Genomic DNA, 21,208 nt, shown 5'->3' on the forward strand with positions numbered 1-21,208 from the left:
CACCGGGGCCGGTGCTCGGATAATTCATCCAATCATTTTATGATTGCCGGTATGGTCTCCCCTCCCACCCTCGGGGCCCCCGTCCGGCGCACCGCCGCGACCCTCCCCCTCGTCGTCCTGATCCTCGCCGTCGCGCTCAACCTGCGCCCCGGCGCGACGACCGTGGGCCCGCTGCTGCCGGAGATCAGGGAGGCCGTCGGGCTCAACGGGTTCACCGCCGGGCTGCTCACCGCGCTGCCGCCGCTGTGCTTCGCCGTCTTCGGACCGCTCGCGCCGCGCCTCGCGCGCCGCTTCGGGGCCGCGCTCGCGCTCGCCGCGGGCATGCTCATGCTCGCCGCGGGCCTGGCCGGACGGTCGCTGGCCGCCGGGCCCGTGCTGTTCCTGCTGCTCACCACGCTGGCGATGGCGGGGATCGCGGTCGCCAACGTGCTGCTGCCCTCCGTCGTCAAGCAGGGGTTCCCAGCGCGGGCCGGGCTGATGACCGGCCTGTACTCGACGTTCCTCACGCTCGGCGCGACGGCCGGGGCGGCGTTCGCCGTCCCGGCGGCCGAGGCGCTCGGGTCGTGGCGGAACGGCCTCGCGGTGTGGGGGGCCATCGCGCTCGTCGCGGCCGTCCCGGCGCTGCGGGCGCGGCGCGGCACCGGCCGGGCCGAGGGCGGGCGGCGCACCCTGCCGCCGCTGCGCCGCAGCCCGACCGCACGGGCGCTCGCGGTGTTCTTCGCGGTGAACGCGACGGCCGCCTACACGACGATGGGCTGGCTCGCGCAGATCTACCGGGACGCCGGGTACTCCGCGCACACCGCAGGGCTGCTGCTCGCGCTGTGCGTCGCGGTCGGTGTGCCGCTGGCGTTCGCGCTGCCGGTGCTCGCCGTGCGCACCCGCGACCAGCGGGCGCTCGTCGTCGGCCTGGTCGCGACGGGCGTCGCCGCCTACACCGGCCTCGCGCTGTGGCCGGGGACGGCGCCGTGGCTGTGGGCGCTGCTCGCGGGCGTCTCCCAGTCGGCGTTCCCGCTGAGCCTCGCGCTCATCGGCATGCGCGCCAGGACCGGCGAGGGCGTGACGCTGCTGTCGTCGTTCGCGCAGAGCACGGGCTACCTGTGCGCCATCCCGGGGCCGATCATCGTCGGCGTGGCGCACGAGTGGACGGGCGGCTGGATCGTCCCGATGGGCTTCCTCCTGGCCCTGCTCGTGCCCGCGCTGGTGTGCGGGCTGCGCGCGGCGTCCCCGCACACCGTCGAGGACGAGCTCTGAGCTAGGACGGGCTCCAGTACTCCTCGCCCGGCTTTGGCGGGTCGGTGAGCGGCAGGCGGAGCGCGAACCGACCTCCCGGGCCGTCCTCGACGGTGAGGGTGCCGCCGTAGTTGTGCGCGATCTCGCGGGCGATGGGCAGGCCGAGCCCGGTGCCTCCGGTGTCCCGCTCCCGCGACTCCTTGAGCCGGGCGAACCGCTCGAAGATCCGCTCGCGGTGCTCGGGCGGCACGCCGTCGCCGTCGTCGCGGACGAGCAGGACAGCGCGGCCGTCCTCCTCCGCGACCGACACGCGCACCTCGGACCTGCCGTGCCGCTCCGCGTTCGCCAGGAGGTTCTCCAGCACCCTGCCCAGCCGCAGCGGGCTGCACCGCACCCACAGGCCGGACCCCAGGTCGGTGGTGATCTCCAGCCGGTCCGGCATGCGCTGGCCGATCTCCTTGGTGACGAACTCGCCGAGGTCGATCAGCTCGCTGGGCGGCGCCGCGCCCGCCTCCAGCCGGGCCAGCTCCAGCAGGTCCTCGACGATCGCGCTGAGCCGCTCGACGTCGGACACCGCCTCGTGCACGGCGGTCTTCCACGGGTAGTCGTCGTCCTCGGAGTCGAGCACCTCAAGACGCGTCAGCAGGCCCGCGATGGGGTTCCGCAGGTCGTGTGACGCCTCCGCGACGAACCTGCGCTGCCGCTCGGTGGCGTGCTCCAGCCGCTCCAGCGTGCCGTTGATCGTCTCGGCGAGCCGCTGCATCTCGCCGCCGCCGCTGTAGTGGACGGGCACCCGCCGGGATAGGTCGGACGCGGTGATCGAGGCGAGTTCCTCGGTGATCTCGTCCACCGGGCGCAGCGTGGACCCCACCCCCCACCACGTCGCCAGCCCGATCACCAGGACGAGCGCGAGGGCGAGCGCCACCGCGGACATCGTCTCCGCGGAGATCTCGTCGGTGAGCAGGACGCTGGGCAGCTCGACCGCCGCGTAGACGGTGACGGGCTGGTCGTAGGCCGTCTGCGGGGCCCGGAAGCCGACGATGTACACGCACTTGCCCACGCTCTTCGGGCAGGCCGTGGTGTCCACCCGGACGTCGGCGCCCTCCGGCTGGACCCGCGAGATCGGCGGGATGTCCCGGAGCCTGGCGCTGCCGTTCAGGACCGTCCCGTCGTCGGCGACGATCTGCACGAGGAAGGACCGCGTCGAGTGCCGGGGGAAGGGGATCGGGTCGGGCGGCCGCTCGGTGACCACGCTGGTGGCGAGCGGCCGGGCCAGGTGCGACGCCTCGCGCGCCGCGTTCATCTGGGCGCGCTCCCGCACCAGGACCAGCACCACGCCCAGGGTGAAGATCAGCCCGGCGGCGGAGATGGCCATCATGACCATGGTGACCCGGCCGCGCACGGAGTGGAACGCGCGGGCCCACGCCCGGCTCAAGCGCTCGCCCACGCCCCGATCACCTCACCCCCGAAGGCCGCGCCCTCTCGGTCCCTGTACCCCGTCCGCCGGTGGGACGAACTCGACTTTCGTCATAAAAGGCCAGGTCAGCGGGGTTCGCGGGGTCAGCGGCGGCGGACGGCGCGCAGCACCGTGAACTTCGGATCGGCGGCGGCGACCGTGCAGCCGCCGAAGATCCGCCGCAGCGTCACGTGGTGGCCCAGGTGCCGGTTGACCACCGCCCACAGTTCGCCGCCCGGCCGCAGCACCCGTTTCGCCCCGGCGAACATCCGGCGGGCCGCGGCGTCCGTGGTGGCCTGGTGCGAGTGGAACGGCGGATTGGTGAGGACGAGGTCGAACGAGCCGGGGTCGAGGTCGCCCACCCCGTCGGCGGCGAGCACCCGCGCGCCGGCGACCCCGTTCGCGGCGAGCGTGGCGCGGGCGGACGCGACGGCGGCGTACGACTCGTCGGTGAGGACGATCTCGGCGTCCGGATGGGTGAGCGCGGCGGCGAGGCCGAGGACGCCGTTGCCGCACCCGAGGTCGAGGATCCGGCGCGCGCCGGGCAGCGCGGGCAGGTTCCCGAGCAGGAACCGGGTGCCGACGTCGAGCCGGTCGGCGCAGAAGACGCCGGCGTGGTTGACGACCTGGCGGCCGGAGACGGGCCCCGCGTCGTCGTCCAGGGTGTAGGTGAGCGGCCAGGGGTTCGGGCCGGGGTCCAGGGCCGGGTCGGGCTCGGCGAAGACGAGCCGTGCCTTGCGTTCGGCCAGCGACGTGGTGGTCGACCCGATGATCCGCTCGAACAGCCGCAGCGTCGAGGTGTGGATCTCCTTGACCATGCCCGTCCCGACGACGACGGTGCCCGGCCGCAGCGCGGGGCGGAGCGCGCGCAGGGCGTCCTCCAGGGCGGCGAGGCTCTTGGGGATCCGGACGAGCAGCAGGTCGGCCTTGCCGGGCGGATCGTCGTCCGGGGTCCGGAAGGTGACGGACGCCGTGTCGATCCCGTTCCGTTCCAGGTTCGCCAGCGCCGCCCTGTGCCCGAGAAAAGAATCGATGACCAAAACCGGCCGGAGGTCGGCGAGCGCGGCGGTGAGCGCGCCCCAGCGGTCCCCGACGATCACGACCTCACCTCCGGGTGAGATCTTGCTGTCCGCGAGATGCCGCAGCAGGTACTCGTCGGCGGCGTCCCAGGCCCGCAGGGCGTCCCGTGGGTCGTCGGGGTACCTGCCGAGGTCGAGTTCGCCCCGGACCGTCGTCAACCGCTGTCGCACCGGCCCAGGCTAGCCGCCGCGCGCCCCGCGCCGGGTCGTCCCGAAACGTGACCCAGCACCTAGACAAAAAGGGAGATACCCCAATAATTGCCCACGGACTGCTCGGTCATCCGGCCGAGCCGCCGTGGAAACCAACAGTGCGTCATCCGTGAATCAGAGGTGGACCGGGGTGCATCCCTTCCGTGCCGCAGTCGAAAAGGGCGACGCCGACGCCTTCGCCGGGCTCCTCGCGCCGGACGCGGTCTTCAACAGCCCCGTCGCGTTCAAGCCGTACCGGGGCCGCGAGACCGTCGCCGCCATCCTCCGCGCGGCCACCCGTGTCTTTGACGACCTCCGCTACGTGCAGGAGATCGCCGACCCCGACACGGGCGCGCACGCGCTGGTGTTCAAGGCCCGGATCGGCCCGACCGAGGTCCACGGCTGCGACTTCCTCACCGTCGCCCCGAACGGCGAGATCACCGACTTCACGGTGATGCTCCGGCCCATGTCGGCGGTGCACGCGATGTCCGAGGCGATGCGCCCGCAGTTCGACATCATCGCCCGCGAACTCGCCGGTTCCTGACGCCGCGAAGCCCCGGCCCCGCGACGGCCGGGGCTTCGAAGGACGCGCCACTCAGTCCGCGGTGGCGAGGGTGAGGGTGCTGAGGCGGCGGACGGCGAGGCCGAGGGCGACGAGGGTCGTCAGCAGGGCGAGGACCAGTGCCGTCGCCACCGAGGAGTCGACCTCCACGGTGCTGGCCGTGGTCAGCTCGTCCACCGACGACATCGCCCAGCTCTGGATCGACAGGTTGCGCGACCCGGCGATGAACCCGCCGATCATCGACTCCCACACCAGCGCGTAGATCAGGCCGATCGTCACCGCGTTCCGGCTGAGCACGGCGAGCGCGAGGAACACCGCCCCGTACACGACGCCACCTTGCACCGCGCCCACGGCGAACGCCCACGGCACGTCGGAGCCGGGCCCGAGCAGCAGCACGCCCGACACCAGGATCGGCAGCGCCGCGAACGCCGTGATGAGCCCGACGGCGCACACGTACTTGGTGAGGATCACCGAGCCGCGCGGGATCGGCTTGGTCAGCACGTACATGATCTGGCCGTCGTCGATCTCCGGCCCGATGACGCCCGTCCCGACGATCAGCGCGATCAGCGGCAGCAGCACCACCATCCCGAACCCCTCAAGGACCCCTGTGGAGACCCCGAGCGAGTCGTTGCCGGTGAAGGCGAGCACCGCCGACAACACGAGCAGCACCGCCGGCAGCACGAACAGCAGCACCGCCCGCCGACGCCCCAGCATGCCCCGCAACGTCAGGGCGGCAATGGTCACGTTCACTTTTCCACCAGGTAGCTGAAGACGCTTTCGAGGGACTCGTCGGAGGGCGAGACCTCGCGGAGGGTGACGCCCGCGGCTCGGGCCAGGCGGGGCAGGAGCCGGGTGAAGCGGGCGAAGTCGGTGGCTTCGACCTCCAGTCCCTGGTCGGTGAGGCGGACCGAGCGGGCCGAGCCGTCGCCGATGACGGCCGAGGCCAGCACGCGGTCGTCGGACGAGCGCAGCGAGAACACGTGCGCCCGGTCGGTCATCAGCCGCCGGATCTCCCGGAAGTCGCCGGACGCGGCGTGCCGACCGGCCACCACAACCTCGATATGCGTCGCGAGGCGCTCGACCTCCTCCAGGATGTGCGAGCTGAACAGGATCGTGCGGCCCTGGTCGGCCATCGACCTGATCAGCTCCATCAGCTGGAGCCGCTGGCGCGGGTCCATGCCGTTGAACGGCTCGTCGAGCAGCAGCACCGCCGGGTCGTGCACCAGCGCCGACGCCATCTTGATGCGCTGCTTCATGCCCTTGGAGTAGGTGCCGATCTGCCTGTCGGCCGCGTAGCCCATCTCGACCAGGCCGATCGCGTGCTTGGCGGCGCCGCGCGGGTCGGGCAGCCTGTGCAGCTTCGCCATGGCCAGGATGAACTGCTCGCCGGTCAGGAAGTCGTAGGCGCTCTCCCGCTCGGGCACCAGCCCGATGTGCCGGTAGACCTGCGGGTTGCCCCAGATGTCCTGCCCGTCCAGCCGGACCGCGCCCGCCGACGGCGCGAGGAACCCGCCCATCATGTGGATGAGGGTGGACTTGCCGGCGCCGTTCGGCCCGAGCAGCCCGGTGACGCCCGGCCCGATCGTCATGGACACGCCGTTGACGGCGACCACGTTGCCGTACCAGCGCGAGACGTTCTCCACGGTGATGACGCCCATCACGCGCCCGCCTTCCGGTATCGGGCGTGCAGCGCGGCGAGCGACCCCGCCACGACGAGCACGCAGAGGAGCAGCCCGGTGAGGCCCATGGCGGTGTCCGGCACCGCGATCAGGGGTTCGGACTCGGCGTCGAACAGGGCGACCTGGACGCTGTACACGAGGTTGAACGGGGTGAACAGGTTCATCCACGCGGCCACGTCCCACGCGCCGCGGTCCTGCGAGATGCCCTGGACGATCCCGACAACGACGTTGCTGATGAGGTACAGCGCTATCACCGCCGCGACACCGAACCCGCGCCGTGGCGTGAACGCGGCGACGAGCAGCGCGAACGACGACAGCACGAGCGCGAGCAGCACCACGCCGAGCAGCGCGAGCGCCCAGTCGCCGGTGATCCCCGCGACGGTCGGGATGTCCTCGACGCTGCCGAATCCGCCGCCCTGCTGCGCCGCCTCGATCAGGCTGGAGCGCGTCAGGAGGAAGCCGACGTACATCACCGTCACCGGCACCCCGACGAGCAGCACCAGCGCCGTGGCGAACGCGCCGAACTTGGCGGCGACGAAGTCCCACGGCCCGACCGGGCGGGAGAAGTACAGCGGGACCGACCGGTACCGGATCTCGCGGGACGCCACGACGGGCGCGAGCGCCGCGAGGAAGATCGCGATGAGCGGCTGGAACCCGTACCCGTAGGCCGCCATCGGGATGAGGAACTGCGCCTCCTTGACGATCGCCTTGATCGCGACGTCGGCGAGCGCGGGCAGCAGCAGGAACGCGGCGAGCGCGAACGGGATGATCTTCGCCTTGGCGCCCCGGCCGAGCCCGAACAGGGCGCGCAGGTTGTGCGTGTAGAGGGCGCGCAGCGTCTGGCCGCGGCCCAGTCTCGGCCCGTCGTAGTGGCGGTAGCCGATGTCGTGGATGGCGGTGCTCACCGCTGGAACACCTCCTCGATGTGGTGGCGCGCCTGCTCCATCCGGATGAGCGCGAGGTCAAGGTCCACGACGCCGTCGCGGATGATGTCGAAGGTCGTCTCGCCGTCGATCCTGACGACGAGGGTGCGGCCCTCGGCCTGGACGGTGAGGCCGCGTTCGGCGAGGTGCGCGCCGAGCGCGTCGCGGCCCTCCTCGACCTCCACCACGAGGTTGCCGCTGGCCTCGGTGAACGACGCGACGGCCGACGAGCGCAGCAGCCTGCCGCCGTCGATGATCACCACGTGGTCGCAGACCCGTTCCAGCTCGCCCAGCAGGTGCGACGTCACCAGCACGCTGATCCCGAACTCGGCGCCCACCCGGCGGATCAGGTCGAGCATCTCGTCGCGGCCGCGCGGGTCGAGGCCGTTGGTCGGCTCGTCGAGGAAGACGAGCTGCGGGTCGTGCACGAGCGCCTGGGCCAGCTTGACCTTCTGCCGCATGCCGGTGGAGTAGCCGCCGATCGGCCGGTAGCGCTCCTCGTAGAGGCCGACGTGGCGGAGCACGTCGGCGGCGCGCTCGCGGGCGGCCGAGGCGGGCAGTCCGGACATCCGGGCCATGTGCACGACGAACTCGGTAGCCGACACGTCGGGGGGCAGGCACTCGTACTCCGGCATGAACCCGACGCGGCGCCGGATCTCGGCGCCGCCCGTCGTGATGTCGTTGCCGAGGACCTCGGCGCCGCCGGAGGTGGGCGGCTGGAGCCCGAGCAGGATCTTGATGAGGGTGGACTTGCCCGCGCCGTTCGCGCCGACGAGCCCGGTGACGCCGGGTTCGACGGTGACGCTGAGTGATTCCAGCGCGGTCACGCCGGGGAACCTCATGGTGAGGTCCCGCGTGCTGATGATGGGCATGCGCCCAGGCTAGGGCGGACCGTACATGCCCGTCATCCCTCCTTGGAACGACCCCCACCCCTCCTCAGGACGAACCTCACCTGCGCCGACGCGCGTGTCCGGCGCGACACACGGTGGATCACCGCCGTAGTCTGACAATCCCCCCGAACCGGGCCAAGTGCCCCACAACTCCAGAGGTGAGCCGATGCTCCGCGTGGCCCTCGCCACGGCCGCCGCCGCGCTCGCGTTGAGCGCCTGCTCGGTCCAGGTCGACTTCCCCGGCACCGACACCCAGCAGGGCGCCGCCCCCGCCAACCTCGCCGACCTCCGCGTCGCGACCGAGAAGAACGACGGCACCTACGACCGCAAACGGTTCGGCAGCCCTTGGAAGGACGTGGACGGCAACCGCTGCGACACCCGCAACGACATCCTCGCCCGCGACCTCAAGAACGTCGTGAAGCGCGACGACGGGTGCACCGTCCTGTCCGGCCTCCTTGAGGACGACCCCTACACCGACCAGTCCATCGAGTTCTCCAAGGAACGGCCGACCGCCGTCCAGATCGACCACATCTATCCGCTGGCCCTCGCCTGGCGCCTGGGCGCGTCCCAGTGGGACGACGCGCGCCGCGCCGACTTCGCCAACGACCCCGACAACCTCCTCGCGGTCGGCGGCCGGGAGAACCAGCGCAAGAGCGACAAGGGCCCCGACGAGTGGGAGCCGCCCGCCGACTACCAGTGCGCCTACGCCCAGAAGTTCACCGCGATCGCGCTGGAGTACGACCTGCCCGTCACCCAGCCCGCGCACGACGCCCTGGCACGGATGCTCAAGACCTGCTGACGCGGGGGCGCGGGATCACGGGATCACCCGACAGCGGCCCTGCGGCGTGCCACCCGGCACCATGGACCGTTCCCCTCCCGCGCCCCACCCGTCTTGATCGCGACGCTGAGCAGCGAAAGCAGCAGCCGGACGTCGTTCTCGCTCTCCAGCCGGACCCGGATCGCCGGGCCCTCCGGAACGATCCGCCCCGACAGCTCCAGGGCGGGCCTGATCCGGTCCACGCTCGCCTCGCCGAGCAGCAGCTCCGCGTCGTCGTCGTGGAGGTGGGCGACCTGGCCGCCCGCGACGGCGAGCGCGTACCCCACCCCGCACTCCGCGCGCTCCACCCGCAATCGCGGCCAGGACCGGGTCAACGAGATCACCCGCAGGGACAGGGGACTTTCCGCCGGCGCGTCGTCCATGGCCTCATCGTGACCGTCCCCCGGCACACAAGGAACCGGGGGCACCCGAATCGTTATCTTCGGCTTCGCGCGCCGTTCAACCCGGCGTACCGGCACTTCCGGACGCCGACCGACACATCCCTACAGATAGGTACGAACCGCCTCGGCAAGCCGCTCCGCCACACGGTGCGCCTGCTCCTCGGCGGCGGCCTCCACCATCACCCGCACCATCGGCTCCGTGCCCGACGGACGGATCAGCACCCGTCCCGCCGAACCCAGCTCCGCCTCGGCCTCGACCACCGCCGCCGCGAGCTCCGCCGACGTCGCCGCCCGCTCCCGCGCGACACCCCGCACGTTGATCAGCACCTGCGGCAGCCGCGTCATGCACTTGGCCAGCTCGTCCAGCGGACGGCCGCGCCGCGCGACGGCGGCCAGCAAATGCAGCCCGGTCAGCACCCCGTCGCCGGTGGTGCCGTGCTCCAACATGATCACGTGGCCCGACTGCTCGCCGCCGAAGCCGAACGACCCCTCGCGCATCGCCTCCAACACGTACCTGTCGCCGACCGCCGTCTCCACCACGCGCAGCCCCTGCTCGCGCAGCGCCAGCTTGAAGCCCAGGTTCGACATGACCGTCGCGACGACCGTCGCGGACGGCAGACGGCCCGCCTCGTGCAGCTCCAGCGCGAGGATCGCCATGATCTGGTCGCCGTCCACCACCTCACCGGACGCGGTCACCGCGAGGCACCGGTCGGCGTCGCCGTCGAACGCGACGCCCGCGTCCGCGTCGTGCGCCACCACGGCGGCCCGCAGCACGTCCAGGTGGGTCGAGCCGACCCCGTCGTTGATGTTGAGGCCGTCCGGCGCCGCGCCGATCTCGACGACGTCCGCGCCCGCCCGGCGCAGCAGGCCGGGCGCCAGCTCGGCGGCGGCGCCGTTGGCACAGTCCACCACGACGCGCAGGCCAGCCAGCGAGACGCCGATCGTGCCGAGCAGGTGGTCTGCGTAGCGGACGCTCTCGCCGAACGCGTCACGGACCCGGCCCACACCCGCGCCCGTCGGGCCCTGCCAGTCCGCGCCCAGCCGCGCCTCGATCTCGTCCTCGATCTCGTCGGCCAGCTTGAAGCCGCTGCGGTCGAAGAACTTGATGCCGTTGTCCGGCGCCGGGTTGTGCGACGCCGACAGCATGACGCCGAGGTCCGCGCCCAGCTCCCGGGTCAGGTACGCCACCGCCGGCGTCGGCAGCACGCCGAGCCGCAGCACGTCGACGCCGGCGCTCGCCAGCCCCGCGACCACCGCCGCCTCAAGGAACTCGCCCGAGGCGCGCGGGTCCCTGCCCACAACGGCGACCGGCCGGTGCCCCTCGAACGCGCCGGCGTCCCCCAGCACCCGCGCCGCCGCGATGGAGAGGTCCATCGCCAGCCGCGCGGTGAGGTCCCGGTTCGCCAGGCCCCGCACCCCGTCGGTACCGAACAGCCGACCCACGTCAGATCACCCTCAATCCAGTCGATACGCCGAGGCGGCGGACACCACGCGACGCTCCTGCGTGCATCGTGGTGTCCGCCGCCCGGTCGAGCAAGCCGTCAAGCCGACGGAATCAACGCTTGCTGTACTGCGGGGCCTTACGGGCCTTCTTGAGACCGGCCTTCTTGCGTTCCTTGGCCCGCGCGTCACGGGTGAGGAAGCCGGCCTTCTTCAGCGCGGGGCGGTTGTCGGGGTCCGACAGCTGCAGGGCCCGGGAGATCCCCATGCGCAGGGCGCCTGCCTGGCCGGTGACACCGCCGCCGTTGATGCGGGCGATGACGTCCCACTGGCCCTCGAGGCCGAGCGTGACGAACGGCTCGTTGATGAGCTGCTGGTGCACCTTGTTCGGGAAGTAGCCCTCAAGGGTGCGGCCGTTGATCGTCCAGTTGCCGGAGCCCGGGATGATCCGGACGCGGGCGATGGCCTCCTTGCGGCGGCCGGTGGCCGACGCGGGGCCGGTCGCGGCCGGCACGCGGGCGACGACGTCCTCGACGACGACGGACTCGGTGGTGTACTCGGACGGAGCGTCCTCGGCGTCGAACTCGACGAACGCCTCGGTCTCGGTCTCGGTGGTCTCAGCCACGTTCTTCGGTTCTCCTTGTGTTCTAACCGGGGCGGCGGACCCTGCCTAAGCTCTCAGGGCGCCCCAGCGGCCTCTTTTTGACGTGGGGGCTGGCGCAGGCCAGACCTACTACTGGGCGATCTGCTCGATCTCGAACGGCACCGGCTGCTGGGCAGCGTGCGGGTGGTTCGGACCGGCGTAGACCTTCACCTTGCCGAACTGGGCGCGGCCCAGCTTGGTCTTCGGCAGCATGCCCTTGATCGCCTTCTCGACGGCGCGCTCGGGGAACTTCTCAAGCAGGTCCTTGTAGGCCACCGCGCGAAGACCACCCGGGTAGCCCGAGTGACGGTAGGCCTTCTTCTGCTCAAGCTTCTTGCCCGAGAGCGCGATCTTGTCGGCGTTGACGATGATGACGAAGTCACCGGTGTCAACGTGCGGCGCGTAGATCGGCTTGTGCTTGCCCCGAAGCAGGATCGCGACCTGGCTGGCAAGGCGACCCAGCACGACATCGGTCGCGTCGATGACGTGCCACTGACGCTCCACGTCAGCGGGCTTAGGGGTGTACGTGCGCACGGCGTAAGCCTTCTTTGTTCGTCGACTGTCGGATGCGGCCCCTGGATGTCCGTACCACTTGCGTGAGATCGCGGCTCCGGGCAGGCCCATGACGGGCCGACCTTGAGGAGTTCACGGGGTTCACCCTGAGGGCCGGGCGGTGCGCCGGATGTGGAACGCCGGAGACGGAACGGGAAGGGCCCAGGGGCTCGTCCCGCGACCGTGGTCAGGCAACCCGACACACATACGAACGACCAGCATATCCGAGCCTGGGAGCGTGCGGCAAAGCGGCTGCGCACGCGCCCGTACCACGCCGTCGTGGCATAGGCTCAGCGCCATGGGTTATCCGGGTGACAGCAACCAGCCTCGGCAGTCCTGGGACAGCGACCCCCTTGACACCGACGGGGACGACTGGTCCCGCCATCCCCGGAGCGCACCGGTTCCGCCTCAGCAGCAGCCCGCCGAGCAGCCGGGCGAGCCCGCCGGACCGTGGCAGGCCCCCCCGGCCTGGGGCGAGCAGCCGCCCGCCCCGCCCATCCCGCCCGCTCAGCCCGGCCAGCCCGGCGGATCCTGGCTGGAGGGCGCCGCCGCCCGGCCGCAGGGCCCGTTGGATGGCCAGCAGTGGTCCGGCGACCCGCTCGCGGCGCCGCCCGCCACCGCGCTCGACCCCGGCACCGGCGGCCAGCCGGTCTACGACACGTGGCAGGGCCAGCCCGAGCCGTCCTACGACGGACCCAGCGGCCCGCAGCAGTCCCCCTGGCATGACGACGTGCCCGGCGGCGGCGGCTCGTTCGGCCCCGGCGCGGGCGAGGCCGGCACCGGCACCGGCACCCACGCCCTGCCCCGCTACGACGGCCAGGGCTCCTACGACACCGGCTCCTACGACGCCGACGCCTACGGCGAGGAGGCCAGGCACGACGCCGAGCGCTTCGGCGGCGGCGCCACCGCCAGCGGCAGCTACGAGGTGCCGCAGTACGACCCGGCGAGCTACGCCGCGCCGCCCGTCCCGCCGCAGAGCGCCTGGGGCGAGCCCCGCCCCGGCGAGTACGACGCCCCCGGCGGCGGCTACGACCCGCACGCCGCCCCGGTCGGCTACGACCCCCACGCGGCCCCCGTCGGCTACGACGGCCCCGGCGCGCCCGGCGAGTTCGGCGCCCCCGGCGTCCCCGGACCCCCCGGCGAGTTCGGCGGCCACGGCGGGCCCGGCGGCCCCGGCACCCCGAACGACTTCGGCGGCCCCGGCGGCTGGGACGCGCCGCCGCCGCAGGGCGGCCCCCACGAGCGCGGCGAGCAGTGGCAGCCCGAGGGCGCCCGCGACGAGATCAGCGGCTCGCGCGGCGGCCGCAAGGGCCTGCTCGTCGCGGGCGGCGTCGCCGTCGCCCTCGTGGCGGGCGGCGCCGCCGCTTACGCGCTCACCCGGGACGGCGGCACCGACAAGCCCGGCGTCGCGCAGTCCCCTCCGGCCTCCGGCGTCCCCGTCCCCGGCGCGACGTCCTCCCCCGAGCAGCCCGCCGCGTCCGGCGGCCTCCTCAAGTCCCGCAAGACCGACCCCAGGCCGCTCAAGGCGGGTGAGGTCTTCCAGAAGAAGAGGTTCACCGTCAAGGGCACCACCTACGTGATGTACATCCGCAAGGCGACGAAGAAGTGCGCCGACGCCGTCCACGGGGAGGCGCTCCAGGCCGCCCTGAAGCGGGGCAGGTGCACCCAGTTCCTGCGCGCGACGTTCGCCACGAAGGACGGCAAGATGATCGGCACCGTCGGCGTGGCGAACCTCCGCACGTCGCAGGCGGCGGCCCGCGCCGAGAAGGCCGCCAAGGCCAAGGACGCCTACGTGCTGGCCGTCCCGGGCAAGGGCGCCACGGCCAAGATCGGCCAGGGCGACGCGCTCGGCGCCGCCTGGGTGCGCGGCCACTACCTGATCATGACGTGGGTGCAGAACCCCGACGGCAAGCCGATTCCCGCCAAGCAGCGCAAGCGCGCGCAGATCTTCGCGCAGAACACGGTGAACGGCAGCAATCTTGGACCGGCACTGCACATTCGCGACGCGACGGGCAGACCGGCAGCCTGATCGGGTGCCACCCCAATACCCCGCAAACCCTCCGGATCCACCGCCCGGTTGACTAGGCTGTGCGTCCATGTCCGGTCCTGACGACTCCCGGCCCGAGGGTCGGGCGCTCCCGACGGAGTCGGGACTTGCGAAGAGCCCGGCCGCCGCGCGCACCCTTCCCTCCGGTCCCGCCACCGACGAGGGGCCTCCGGCGTCCCCGTGGTGGGCGCCGGTGATCCCGCCCGCCGATCCCGTCGACCCCGTCGATCCCGTCGACCAGGTGCTCGCCGCGCCCGTCCGCGAGCCCGAGTCCTCCGGCGAGTTCCTCACCGGCACGATCGTGCCCAAGGGCCCGGAGATCCCGCCCGCCGAGGCGACGATCACCGGCGAGCCCCGCTGGGCCGCCGAGCCGCCCCCGCCCGCCCGGACACCGCCGGGCCCGGTCGGGCCTTCCGCCTCTTCCGACTCCGTGGTGCACCTGGCCGCCCGGCGCGACCCGCCACCTCCCCCGCCGCCTCCGGCGGAGCCGCCCGCCCCCGAGCCGCCCTCCTCACACCGGGCACCGCGCCGTCGCGGCCGGCTCCCCCTGTACCTGGCGCTCGCGCTGGTGCCCGCGATCGCCGTCGCGACACTCGCCGCCGTCGTCCTCATGAAGCCCGGCACCCCGGTTCCGGCCGTCGTCCCCTCGCCCCCGGCCGCCGTGACGACCCCCGTCCCGTCCAGCACGCCGACCGGGCCCGGCGCCACCGGCGTGCCCGCCGTGGACGCCGCCGCGACCGACCCGAGGCCGCTCAGCGTGAGCGAGATCTTTCCCGAGCGGCGGATCACCCTGGACGGCCGCATCTTCACCGCCGACCGACGCTCACTCAACCTCCGCTGCGACTACGCGGCGACGGGCGCGATGTCCAGGGCGCTCATCCGGAACGACTGCCAGGCCGTGGTGCGGACGACGTTCGTCAGCGACGACGGCAGGACCGGCGTGACGGTCGGTGTGGTGGCGATGCCGACCAAGCGGATCGCGATCACCGTGCAGAAGTCCGGCAGCCCGCCGCGCCGGGGCCAGTGGTTCGTCGGGCTGCCAGGCAAGCGCACCAAGGCGATCAGCGAGCCCGGCGGCTACGCGGCGGCCACCACCTACGGCAGGTACATCCTGTACGTCTACGTACGGCAGCTGGAGGGCCGCAAGCCCGCCAAGGGCGACCGTACCCAGGCCAGGCTCGGCACCGCCTTCATCGGCTACGTGAGCGCCCCGCTGAGGCAGCGCTAGCCGACGGGGTACCCGACGCTCGGCGGCAGCGGCACCGACGGCGGCGCGAGCGTCCTGACCCTGCGGGTCTCCTGCGCGCGCGCGGCGAGCTGCCCGGCCTCCGGGTAGACGATCTCCACGAGGCTCAGCCCGTGCGCCGGCGCGACCTTCACCGCGGAGTCCCGCACCCCCGCCGCCAGCACCTCGGCGGGCCACTCGACGGGCTTGCGGCCGTCGCCGACCGACAGCAGCGCCCCGACCAACGCGCGGACCATCGAGTGGCAGAACGCGTCCGCCTCGACCGTCGCGACGGCGAGCCGCTCCCCGCGCCGCTCCCACTCGTACCGCAGCAGCCGCCGGATCGTCGTCGCGCCCTCGCGCTTACGGCAGTACGCGGCGAAGTCATGCTCGCCGACGAGCAGCGCCGCCGCCGCGTTCATCCGGTCCACGTGCAGGGGGCGCGGGTGCCAGACGGTGGCGCGCCGGTCCAGCGGCGGCACCCCGGTCGGCTCGTCGCTCACCCGGTACTCGTAGCGGCGGCGCAGCGCGGAGAAGCGGGCGTCGAAGCCGTCGGGGGCGAGCGTCACCCCGGTCACCCGCACGTCCGGCGGCAGCACCGCGGCCAGCCGCCGCGTCATCGCGCCGCTGATCTGCTGGTAGTTCGGGTACGGCACCACAACGTGCGCCACCTGGCCCGTCGCGTGCACGCCCGCGTCGGTACGGCCCGCCACGGTCAGCACCGGCGGCGGGTCGAGCCGCATGATCCGGGCCAGCGCGTCCTCCACGACGCCCTGGACCGTGCGCTGCTCGGGCTGCCGCGCCCAACCCGCGAAGTCCGACCCGTCATAGGAGATGTCGAGCCGGAGCCTTACCAACGACGTCATGTCCCCGCTTCCCGCGTCCTCGGTTTCCCTGCCAGTCTCTCAAACGCCGCGGACCCGCCGCCCCGGATCTGGGACGGCGGGCCCGAATCAGGCTCGCGTTTTACTTGGCCTCGTCGGCCTTGTCCGCGCCGGCCTCGGTCGCCTCCGCGGCCTCGGCCGCCGGGGTCTCCTCGGTCGTCTCGGCCGGGGTCTCCTCGGCCTTCGGCGCGGTCTCCTCCGCCGGGGCGGTGGTCTTGCGCACCGTCACACCCGCGACCTGCTCGGCGACGAGCTCGATGACCGCCATGGGGGCGTTGTCGCCCTTGCGGGGGCCGATCTTGGTGATCCGGGTGTAGCCGCCGGGACGCTCCGCGAAGTGCGGGCCGATCTCGGTGAACAGCTTGTGCACCACGCCCTTGTCGCGGACGGTCCGCAGCACCAGACGGCGGTTGGCGATGTCGCCCTTCTTCGCCTTGGTGATCAGCTTCTCGGCCACGGGACGGAGGCGGCGGGCCTTCGCCTCGGTGGTGGTGATGCGGCCGTGCTCAAAAAGCTGGGTGGCGAGGTTCGCCAGGATCAGCTTCTCGTGCGCCGGGCTGCCGCCGAGGCGGGCTCCCTTGGTGGGCCTGGGCATGGCACTTCCTTCCTGCTCCAGCCGTGTCAGGTACTGGAGTCAGCTGCGATTTCCTGGGGTACTGCTGGTACCGCTAGTACTGCTCGGTCTCCGCGAACGACTCGTCGTCGCTGTCGCCGAACGCGTCGGCGGCGGCGGTCGGGTCGAACCCGGGCGGGGAGTCCTTGAGGGACAGCCCCATGTCGTGCAGCTTCTGCTTGACTTCCTCGATCGACTTGGCGCCGAAGTTGCGGATGTCGAGCAGGTCCTGCTCGGAGCGGGCGACGAGTTCACCCACCGAGTGGATGCCCTCGCGCTTCAGGCAGTTGTAGGACCGGACCGTGAGGTTCAGGTCCTCGATCGGCAGCGCCATGTCGGCGGCGAGCTGCGCGTCGTGGACCGTCGGCCCCATCTCGATGCCCTCGGCGTCCACGTTGAGCTCGCGGGCCAGGCCGAACAGCTCGACGAGGGTCTTGCCGGCCGACGCGACGGCGTCGCGCGGCAGCATGCAGTGCTTGGTCTCGACGTCGAGGATCAGCCGGTCGAAGTCCGTGCGCTGCTCGACACGGGTCGCCTCGACCTTGTAGGTGACCTTGAGGACCGGGGAGTAGATGGAGTCGATCGGGATCCGGCCGATCTCCTGCCCCGGCTGCTTGTTCTGCACCGCCGAGACGTAGCCCCGGCCGCGCTCGACCGTCAGCTCCATCTCCAGCTTCGCCTTGCCGTTCAGCGTGGCGATCTTCAGGTCGGGGTTGTGCACCTCGACGCCGGTCGGCGGCGCGATGTCCGCCGCGGTGACGTCACCCGGGCCCTGCTTGCGCAGGTACATGACCACCGGCTCGTCGAGCTCGGAGGACACGACGAGCTGCTTCAGGTTCAGGATGATGTCGGTGAGGTCCTCCTTGACGCCCGGCACGGTGGAGAACTCGTGCAGGACGCCCTCGACCCGGATGCTCGTGACGGCGGCGCCGGGGATCGAGGACAGGAGGGTGCGGCGCAGCGAGTTGCCGATGGTGTAGCCGAAGCCCGGCTCCAGCGGCTCGATGACGAACCGGCTGCGGTACTCGTCGACCTGCTCTTCGGTGAGAGAGGGACGCTGTGCGATGAGCATGATGCCCGCTTTCCGTGTGGCCGCCCGCTATATGACGGCACTGACACTTCCCTGCATGAGGCCCCCGGACGACGCGGAGGCGTCTTCCGGGGGCCGGTGAGCGCTACTTGGAGTAGAGCTCGACGATCAGCTGCTCCTGCACCTGGGTGTCGATCTGCTGCCGGATCGGCAGCGCGTGCACCAGGATGCGCATCTTGTCGGCGACGACCTCGATCCAGGCCGGAACCTGGTGCGCCTCGGACTCGGCGCGGGCGACGACGAACGGGGTCAGGTCGGCCGACTTGCCGCGCACCTCGATGATGTCCTTCTCGGACACCAGGAACGACGGGATGTTGACCTTCTTGCCGTTCACCAGGATGTGGTTGTGGCGGATCGCCTGACGGGCGGCGTCGCGCGACTTGGCGAACCCGGCCCGGTAGACGACGTTGTCCAGGCGGCGCTCGAGCAGCGAGAGCAGGTTCTCACCCGTCTTGCCGGTCTTGCGGTTGGCCTGCTCGTAGTAGTTGCGGAACTGCTTCTCCAGCACGCCGTAGATACGGCGGGTCTTCTGCTTCTCGCGCAGCTGGAGCTGGTACTCGGACTCCTTGGTCCGACCGCGGCCGTGCTCACCCGGAGGGTAGGGACGGCTTTCGATCGGGCACTTGGCGCCCAGGCACTTGCTGCCCTTCAGGAACAGCTTGGTCTTCTCCCGACGGCACAGTTTGCAGTCGGCACCGGTGTAACGAGCCATGTCTCCGTATTCTCCGATCAGACCCGACGACGCTTCGGCGGGCGGCAGCCGTTGTGCGGCACGGGCGTGACGTCCTGGATCGAGCCGACCTCAAGGCCGGTGGCCTGGAGCGAGCGGATCGCGGTCTCCCGGCCGGAACCGGGGCCCTTCACAAAGACGTCGACCTTGCGCATGCCGTGCTCCATGGCGCGGCGGGCGGCGTTCTCGGCGGCCTGCTGGGCGGCGTACGGGGTGGACTTGCGGGAGCCCTTGAAACCCACGTGGCCGGAGGAGGCCCAGGAGATCACGTTCCCGTTGGGGTCGGTGATGGAGACGATGGTGTTGTTGAACGTGCTCTTGATGTGGGCGTGCCCGTGAGCGACGTTCTTCTTTTCCTTGCGGCGCAGCTTCTTGGCGGCGCCCTGGCGGCTCTTAGGAGGCATTGCTCTTCTTCACTCCAGAGGTCGTCGGACCGGTCGTCGGCGGGGCGCTCCGGCTTTTCCTGGCCGGGGCCCCTACGGCCTACTTCTTGCCGGCCTTCTTCTTGCCGGCGACGGTCTTCTTCTTGCCCTTGCGGGTGCGCGCGTTGGTCTGCGTCCGCTGACCGTGGACCGGAAGGCCCTTGCGGTGCCGGATGCCCTGGTAGCACCCGATCTCGATCTTCCGGCGGATGTCGGCCTGCACCTCGCGGCGCAGGTCACCCTCGATCTTGTAGTTGGCGTCGATGTACTCGCGCAGCGGGATCAGCTCGGCGTCGCTGAGCTGGTGGACCCGCAGGTCACCGGAGACGCCGGTGGCTGCGAGGGTCTCGAGCGCACGGGTGCGGCCGATGCCGTAGATGTAGGTCAGCGCGACCTCCAGGCGCTTCTCACGCGGGAGGTCGACACCGGCGATGCGTGCCATCGGGCAGTGTCCTTTCGTTCAGGCGGAGGTCCTACCGACCGCGGTCCCGTCCCTGCCCAGGGCGGGCCCCGGCCTCCGACCGGGGGTCACTCACCCGTATCCCTCCGCCGTGCGGCGGCGGGACGCGGTGAACTGCGGCCTGTTGTTTTGTTGTGTTGTCGCGAGCGGAGCTGAGAGCCTCAGCCCTGACGCTGCTTGTGGCGCGGGTCCTGGCAGATCACCATGACGCGGCCGTGCCGACGGATGACGCGGCACTTGGAGCAGATCTTCTTGACGCTCGGCTTGACCTTCACGTGGGTCTCCTGACGTGTTCGCAGGGTCATTCCCGTCCGCCACGACGGGAAAGGCAACCCTCTGCTGGTGCTTGGGCTACTTGTAGCGGTAGACGATCCGGCCGCGAGTCAGGTCGTAGGGAGACAACTCCACCACCACCCGGTCATCGGGGAGGATCCGGATGTAGTGCATCCGCATCTTGCCGCTGATGTGCGCGAGGACCTTGTGCCCGTTGTCCAGTTCCACCCGGAACATGGCGTTCGGGAGGGACTCGACGACAACGCCCTCGATCTCGATGGCGCCTTCCTTCTTGGCCATGACCTCCGCGCTTCGCTGCTCGGTTACGTCTTCCTCCGTGGGGACACACGCACGCCCGGCCGCGGCCGGCGACGGCGGAGTCCTCACGGAAGGTCCAACCCGCGCCCCGTGCGGGGCGTCCGAGACCCGATAACCCGGAATTCGAAGCCGTTCAGTCGAAACGGTGTTCGATCAAGGGGCGCATGACGGGTCTGATACTGGACCGAATAGCGAGTCTACGCGACGCGCCCGAGAATGCGAAATCAGCGACCCGCCGCCGCCTTACCGGCTTTCCCGCGCGCTTACGGGAGGGTACGTTGCTGCCATGGCGGCTTATGACTTCGAACTGGTCCTCAGCAGACCAGTCTTCGAGCATGAGCTCGACTCGCTCTTCGAGCGGACCCAAGGGTACGTCACCGTCTCCTTCGTGGGCTCCGCCGCCGACGTCACCGGCCCCGCCAACGCGCGCTGCAGCTGGGACGCGCCGACCCTGGCCCACGCGATGGTCGAGGTCGTGGCCCATGTCGAGGCCGCGGCGCCCGGCATCGTGGTCCGCCGGGTCGAGGCCGATCCGCTGCTCTCGGCCCGCGAGATCGCCGAACGCGTCGGCCGGACCGTCGAGTCGGTGCGGCTGGCCTCCACCGGCCAGCGCGGGCCCGGCGGGTTCCCCGCACCCGAGCAGCACCGGCTGTGGCGTTGGTCACACATCTCGGCCTGGTACGGCATCGACGACGCCACCCTGGACGAGGCGGCGCCCACCACCCGCGCCGTCAACGGCTGGCTCGCGCTCCGCGAGGTCGTCCCCGAACTGGCGCCCGACCCGCGCGCCCTCGTGCAGGCGCTCACCCGCACGATCCGCGCCTCGGCCTGACGCGCTAGCGGGAGCCCGGCGGCCTGGTGCCGAAGATCGTGCTGGCCAGCAGCACCGCGCCCCACGGCCCGGCCACCCACAGGAACCACGGGTAGATCAGGCTGCCGGACGCCACCACCGTCACCAGCCAGATGCTGAAGGTGATCAGGTTCACCGTCGCGTACCCGGCCCAGGCGGCCCGCAGGCCCTTCTCGTACCTCGTCATCTCGGCACCCGGCCTGGTCGCCGGGACCGGCTGCGACGCGGGGATGGGCAGGTCGTACATGTCCTGCTCGGGCAGATCCGCGGTGAGCGCCTCAAGGTCGCCGATCGTCCGGGCGGCGTACGCGGCGGCGAGCCGCTCGTTCAGCTCGTCGTGGTTCAGCCGGCCCTGCGCGAAGTTGTCACGGAGGATCTCCGCGAACCGGTCGCGGTCCCTGTCGGAAGCCCGCATCTCCGGGTTCGACGGCATCC

The 21,208-nt window shown here is 71.7% G+C and carries 25 protein-coding genes; 6 read left to right on the plus strand and 19 right to left on the minus strand.

Annotation, left to right across the window (positions count from 1 at the left end):
- Positions 1–51: 51 nt before the first annotated feature.
- Positions 52–1,251 (plus strand): MFS transporter, encoded by a 1,200-nt coding sequence (locus LO762_RS14000; protein WP_230615070.1) that lies wholly within the window; start codon positions 52–54, stop codon positions 1,249–1,251.
- Position 1,252: 1 nt separating this feature from the next.
- Here LO762_RS14000 and LO762_RS33505 read toward each other — a convergent pair whose 3' ends face one another.
- Both LO762_RS33505 and LO762_RS14010 read right to left on the minus strand, forming a co-directional pair.
- Entirely contained in the window at positions 1,253–2,677 is a 1,425-nt protein-coding gene (locus LO762_RS33505) for a cell wall metabolism sensor histidine kinase WalK (protein ID WP_230615071.1), read from the minus strand.
- Between the two features lie 113 nt (positions 2,678–2,790).
- Positions 2,791–3,936 carry a methyltransferase gene (locus LO762_RS14010; RefSeq protein ID WP_230615072.1) on the minus strand — a complete coding sequence of 382 codons (1,146 nt, stop codon included), beginning with the start codon at positions 3,934–3,936 and terminating at the stop codon, positions 2,791–2,793.
- 169 nt (positions 3,937–4,105) lie between these two features.
- On the opposite strand from LO762_RS14010, the gene LO762_RS14015 reads away from it, so the two are divergent.
- Positions 4,106–4,498: a nuclear transport factor 2 family protein gene (locus LO762_RS14015; RefSeq protein WP_230615073.1), complete on the plus strand. Its 393-nt coding sequence runs from the start codon at positions 4,106–4,108 to the stop codon at positions 4,496–4,498.
- Between the two features lie 51 nt (positions 4,499–4,549).
- Here the strand turns inward: LO762_RS14015 and LO762_RS14020 are convergent, their stop codons facing one another.
- Genes LO762_RS14020 through LO762_RS14035 form a run of 4 tightly spaced genes read right to left on the minus strand, consistent with a single transcriptional unit; the run spans position 4,550 to position 7,990 of the window.
- Entirely contained in the window at positions 4,550–5,266 is a 717-nt protein-coding gene (locus LO762_RS14020; RefSeq protein WP_230615074.1) for an ABC transporter permease, read from the minus strand.
- Complete coding sequence (locus LO762_RS14025) at positions 5,263–6,174, minus strand: ABC transporter ATP-binding protein (RefSeq protein WP_230615075.1); 912 nt, start codon at positions 6,172–6,174, stop codon at positions 5,263–5,265. Before LO762_RS14025 ends, LO762_RS14020 begins: the two co-directional genes overlap by 4 nt.
- The gene (locus tag LO762_RS14030) at positions 6,174–7,100 is read right to left on the minus strand and encodes an ABC transporter permease (RefSeq protein ID WP_230615076.1); all 927 of its coding nucleotides are present in this window, start codon (positions 7,098–7,100) and stop codon (positions 6,174–6,176) included. Before LO762_RS14030 ends, LO762_RS14025 begins: the two co-directional genes overlap by 1 nt.
- On the minus strand, positions 7,097–7,990 hold the full coding sequence (locus tag LO762_RS14035) for an ABC transporter ATP-binding protein (RefSeq protein ID WP_230615077.1): 894 nt from the start codon (positions 7,988–7,990) through the stop codon (positions 7,097–7,099). The genes LO762_RS14030 and LO762_RS14035 overlap by 4 nt, the downstream gene beginning before the upstream one ends.
- A 184-nt stretch (positions 7,991–8,174) precedes the next feature.
- On the opposite strand from LO762_RS14035, the gene LO762_RS14040 reads away from it, so the two are divergent.
- A complete protein-coding gene (locus LO762_RS14040; RefSeq protein WP_230615078.1) occupies positions 8,175–8,807 on the plus strand; it encodes an HNH endonuclease family protein in 633 nt (210 codons plus the stop codon).
- A 23-nt stretch (positions 8,808–8,830) separates the two neighbouring features.
- Here LO762_RS14040 and LO762_RS14045 read toward each other — a convergent pair whose 3' ends face one another.
- The 4 genes from LO762_RS14045 to rplM all read right to left on the minus strand — a co-directional run bounded on the left by LO762_RS14045 (position 8,831) and on the right by rplM (position 11,843).
- The gene (locus LO762_RS14045) at positions 8,831–9,208 is read right to left on the minus strand and encodes a luciferase family protein (RefSeq protein ID WP_230615079.1); all 378 of its coding nucleotides are present in this window, start codon (positions 9,206–9,208) and stop codon (positions 8,831–8,833) included.
- A gap of 120 nt (positions 9,209–9,328) precedes the next feature.
- Positions 9,329–10,669: a phosphoglucosamine mutase gene (glmM, locus tag LO762_RS14050; protein WP_230615080.1), complete on the minus strand. Its 1,341-nt coding sequence runs from the start codon at positions 10,667–10,669 to the stop codon at positions 9,329–9,331.
- A gap of 112 nt (positions 10,670–10,781) precedes the next feature.
- Complete coding sequence (gene rpsI, locus LO762_RS14055; RefSeq protein WP_230615081.1) at positions 10,782–11,291, minus strand: 30S ribosomal protein S9; 510 nt, start codon at positions 11,289–11,291, stop codon at positions 10,782–10,784.
- A gap of 108 nt (positions 11,292–11,399) precedes the next feature.
- Complete coding sequence (rplM, locus tag LO762_RS14060) at positions 11,400–11,843, minus strand: 50S ribosomal protein L13 (RefSeq protein WP_230615082.1); 444 nt, start codon at positions 11,841–11,843, stop codon at positions 11,400–11,402.
- A 316-nt stretch (positions 11,844–12,159) separates the two neighbouring features.
- Here rplM and LO762_RS14065 point away from each other — a divergent pair, with 316 nt between their 5' ends.
- Positions 12,160–13,890, plus strand: coding sequence for a hypothetical protein (locus LO762_RS14065; protein WP_230615083.1), 1,731 nt, complete (start codon positions 12,160–12,162; stop codon positions 13,888–13,890).
- Positions 13,891–13,957: 67 nt separating this feature from the next.
- A complete protein-coding gene (locus LO762_RS14070) occupies positions 13,958–15,136 on the plus strand; it encodes a hypothetical protein (RefSeq protein WP_230615895.1) in 1,179 nt (392 codons plus the stop codon).
- On the opposite strand, the gene truA is transcribed toward LO762_RS14070, so the two are convergent.
- The 8 genes from truA to infA form a co-directional block, all read right to left on the minus strand.
- Complete coding sequence (gene truA / locus LO762_RS14075; protein ID WP_230615084.1) at positions 15,133–15,999, minus strand: tRNA pseudouridine(38-40) synthase TruA; 867 nt, start codon at positions 15,997–15,999, stop codon at positions 15,133–15,135. The two genes, LO762_RS14070 and truA, sit on opposite strands and share 4 nt — an antisense overlap.
- A gap of 100 nt (positions 16,000–16,099) precedes the next feature.
- A complete protein-coding gene (gene rplQ, locus LO762_RS14080; RefSeq protein ID WP_230615085.1) occupies positions 16,100–16,612 on the minus strand; it encodes a 50S ribosomal protein L17 in 513 nt (170 codons plus the stop codon).
- Positions 16,613–16,685: 73 nt separating this feature from the next.
- Complete coding sequence (locus LO762_RS14085) at positions 16,686–17,702, minus strand: DNA-directed RNA polymerase subunit alpha (protein ID WP_230615086.1); 1,017 nt, start codon at positions 17,700–17,702, stop codon at positions 16,686–16,688.
- A 103-nt stretch (positions 17,703–17,805) separates the two neighbouring features.
- Complete coding sequence (rpsD, locus tag LO762_RS14090) at positions 17,806–18,432, minus strand: 30S ribosomal protein S4 (RefSeq protein ID WP_230615088.1); 627 nt, start codon at positions 18,430–18,432, stop codon at positions 17,806–17,808.
- A 17-nt stretch (positions 18,433–18,449) separates the two neighbouring features.
- Positions 18,450–18,854, minus strand: coding sequence for a 30S ribosomal protein S11 (gene rpsK / locus LO762_RS14095; protein ID WP_230615089.1), 405 nt, complete (start codon positions 18,852–18,854; stop codon positions 18,450–18,452).
- Positions 18,855–18,933: 79 nt separating this feature from the next.
- A complete protein-coding gene (gene rpsM / locus LO762_RS14100; protein WP_230615091.1) occupies positions 18,934–19,314 on the minus strand; it encodes a 30S ribosomal protein S13 in 381 nt (126 codons plus the stop codon).
- A 179-nt stretch (positions 19,315–19,493) separates the two neighbouring features.
- Positions 19,494–19,607 carry a 50S ribosomal protein L36 gene (gene rpmJ / locus LO762_RS14105; protein ID WP_106402415.1) on the minus strand — a complete coding sequence of 38 codons (114 nt, stop codon included), beginning with the start codon at positions 19,605–19,607 and terminating at the stop codon, positions 19,494–19,496.
- 76 nt (positions 19,608–19,683) lie between these two features.
- A complete protein-coding gene (gene infA / locus LO762_RS14110; protein ID WP_123670005.1) occupies positions 19,684–19,905 on the minus strand; it encodes a translation initiation factor IF-1 in 222 nt (73 codons plus the stop codon).
- A gap of 304 nt (positions 19,906–20,209) precedes the next feature.
- Here infA and LO762_RS14115 point away from each other — a divergent pair, with 304 nt between their 5' ends.
- Positions 20,210–20,755 (plus strand): hypothetical protein, encoded by a 546-nt coding sequence (locus LO762_RS14115; protein ID WP_230615093.1) that lies wholly within the window; start codon positions 20,210–20,212, stop codon positions 20,753–20,755.
- A 4-nt stretch (positions 20,756–20,759) separates the two neighbouring features.
- Here LO762_RS14115 and LO762_RS14120 read toward each other — a convergent pair whose 3' ends face one another.
- Positions 20,760–21,206: a DUF1707 domain-containing protein gene (locus LO762_RS14120; protein WP_230615095.1), complete on the minus strand. Its 447-nt coding sequence runs from the start codon at positions 21,204–21,206 to the stop codon at positions 20,760–20,762.
- Positions 21,207–21,208 lie beyond the last annotated feature (2 nt).

It is taken from the genome of Actinocorallia sp. API 0066 (assembly GCF_020991275.1).
Taxonomy (GTDB): domain Bacteria; phylum Actinomycetota; class Actinomycetes; order Streptosporangiales; family Streptosporangiaceae; genus Actinocorallia.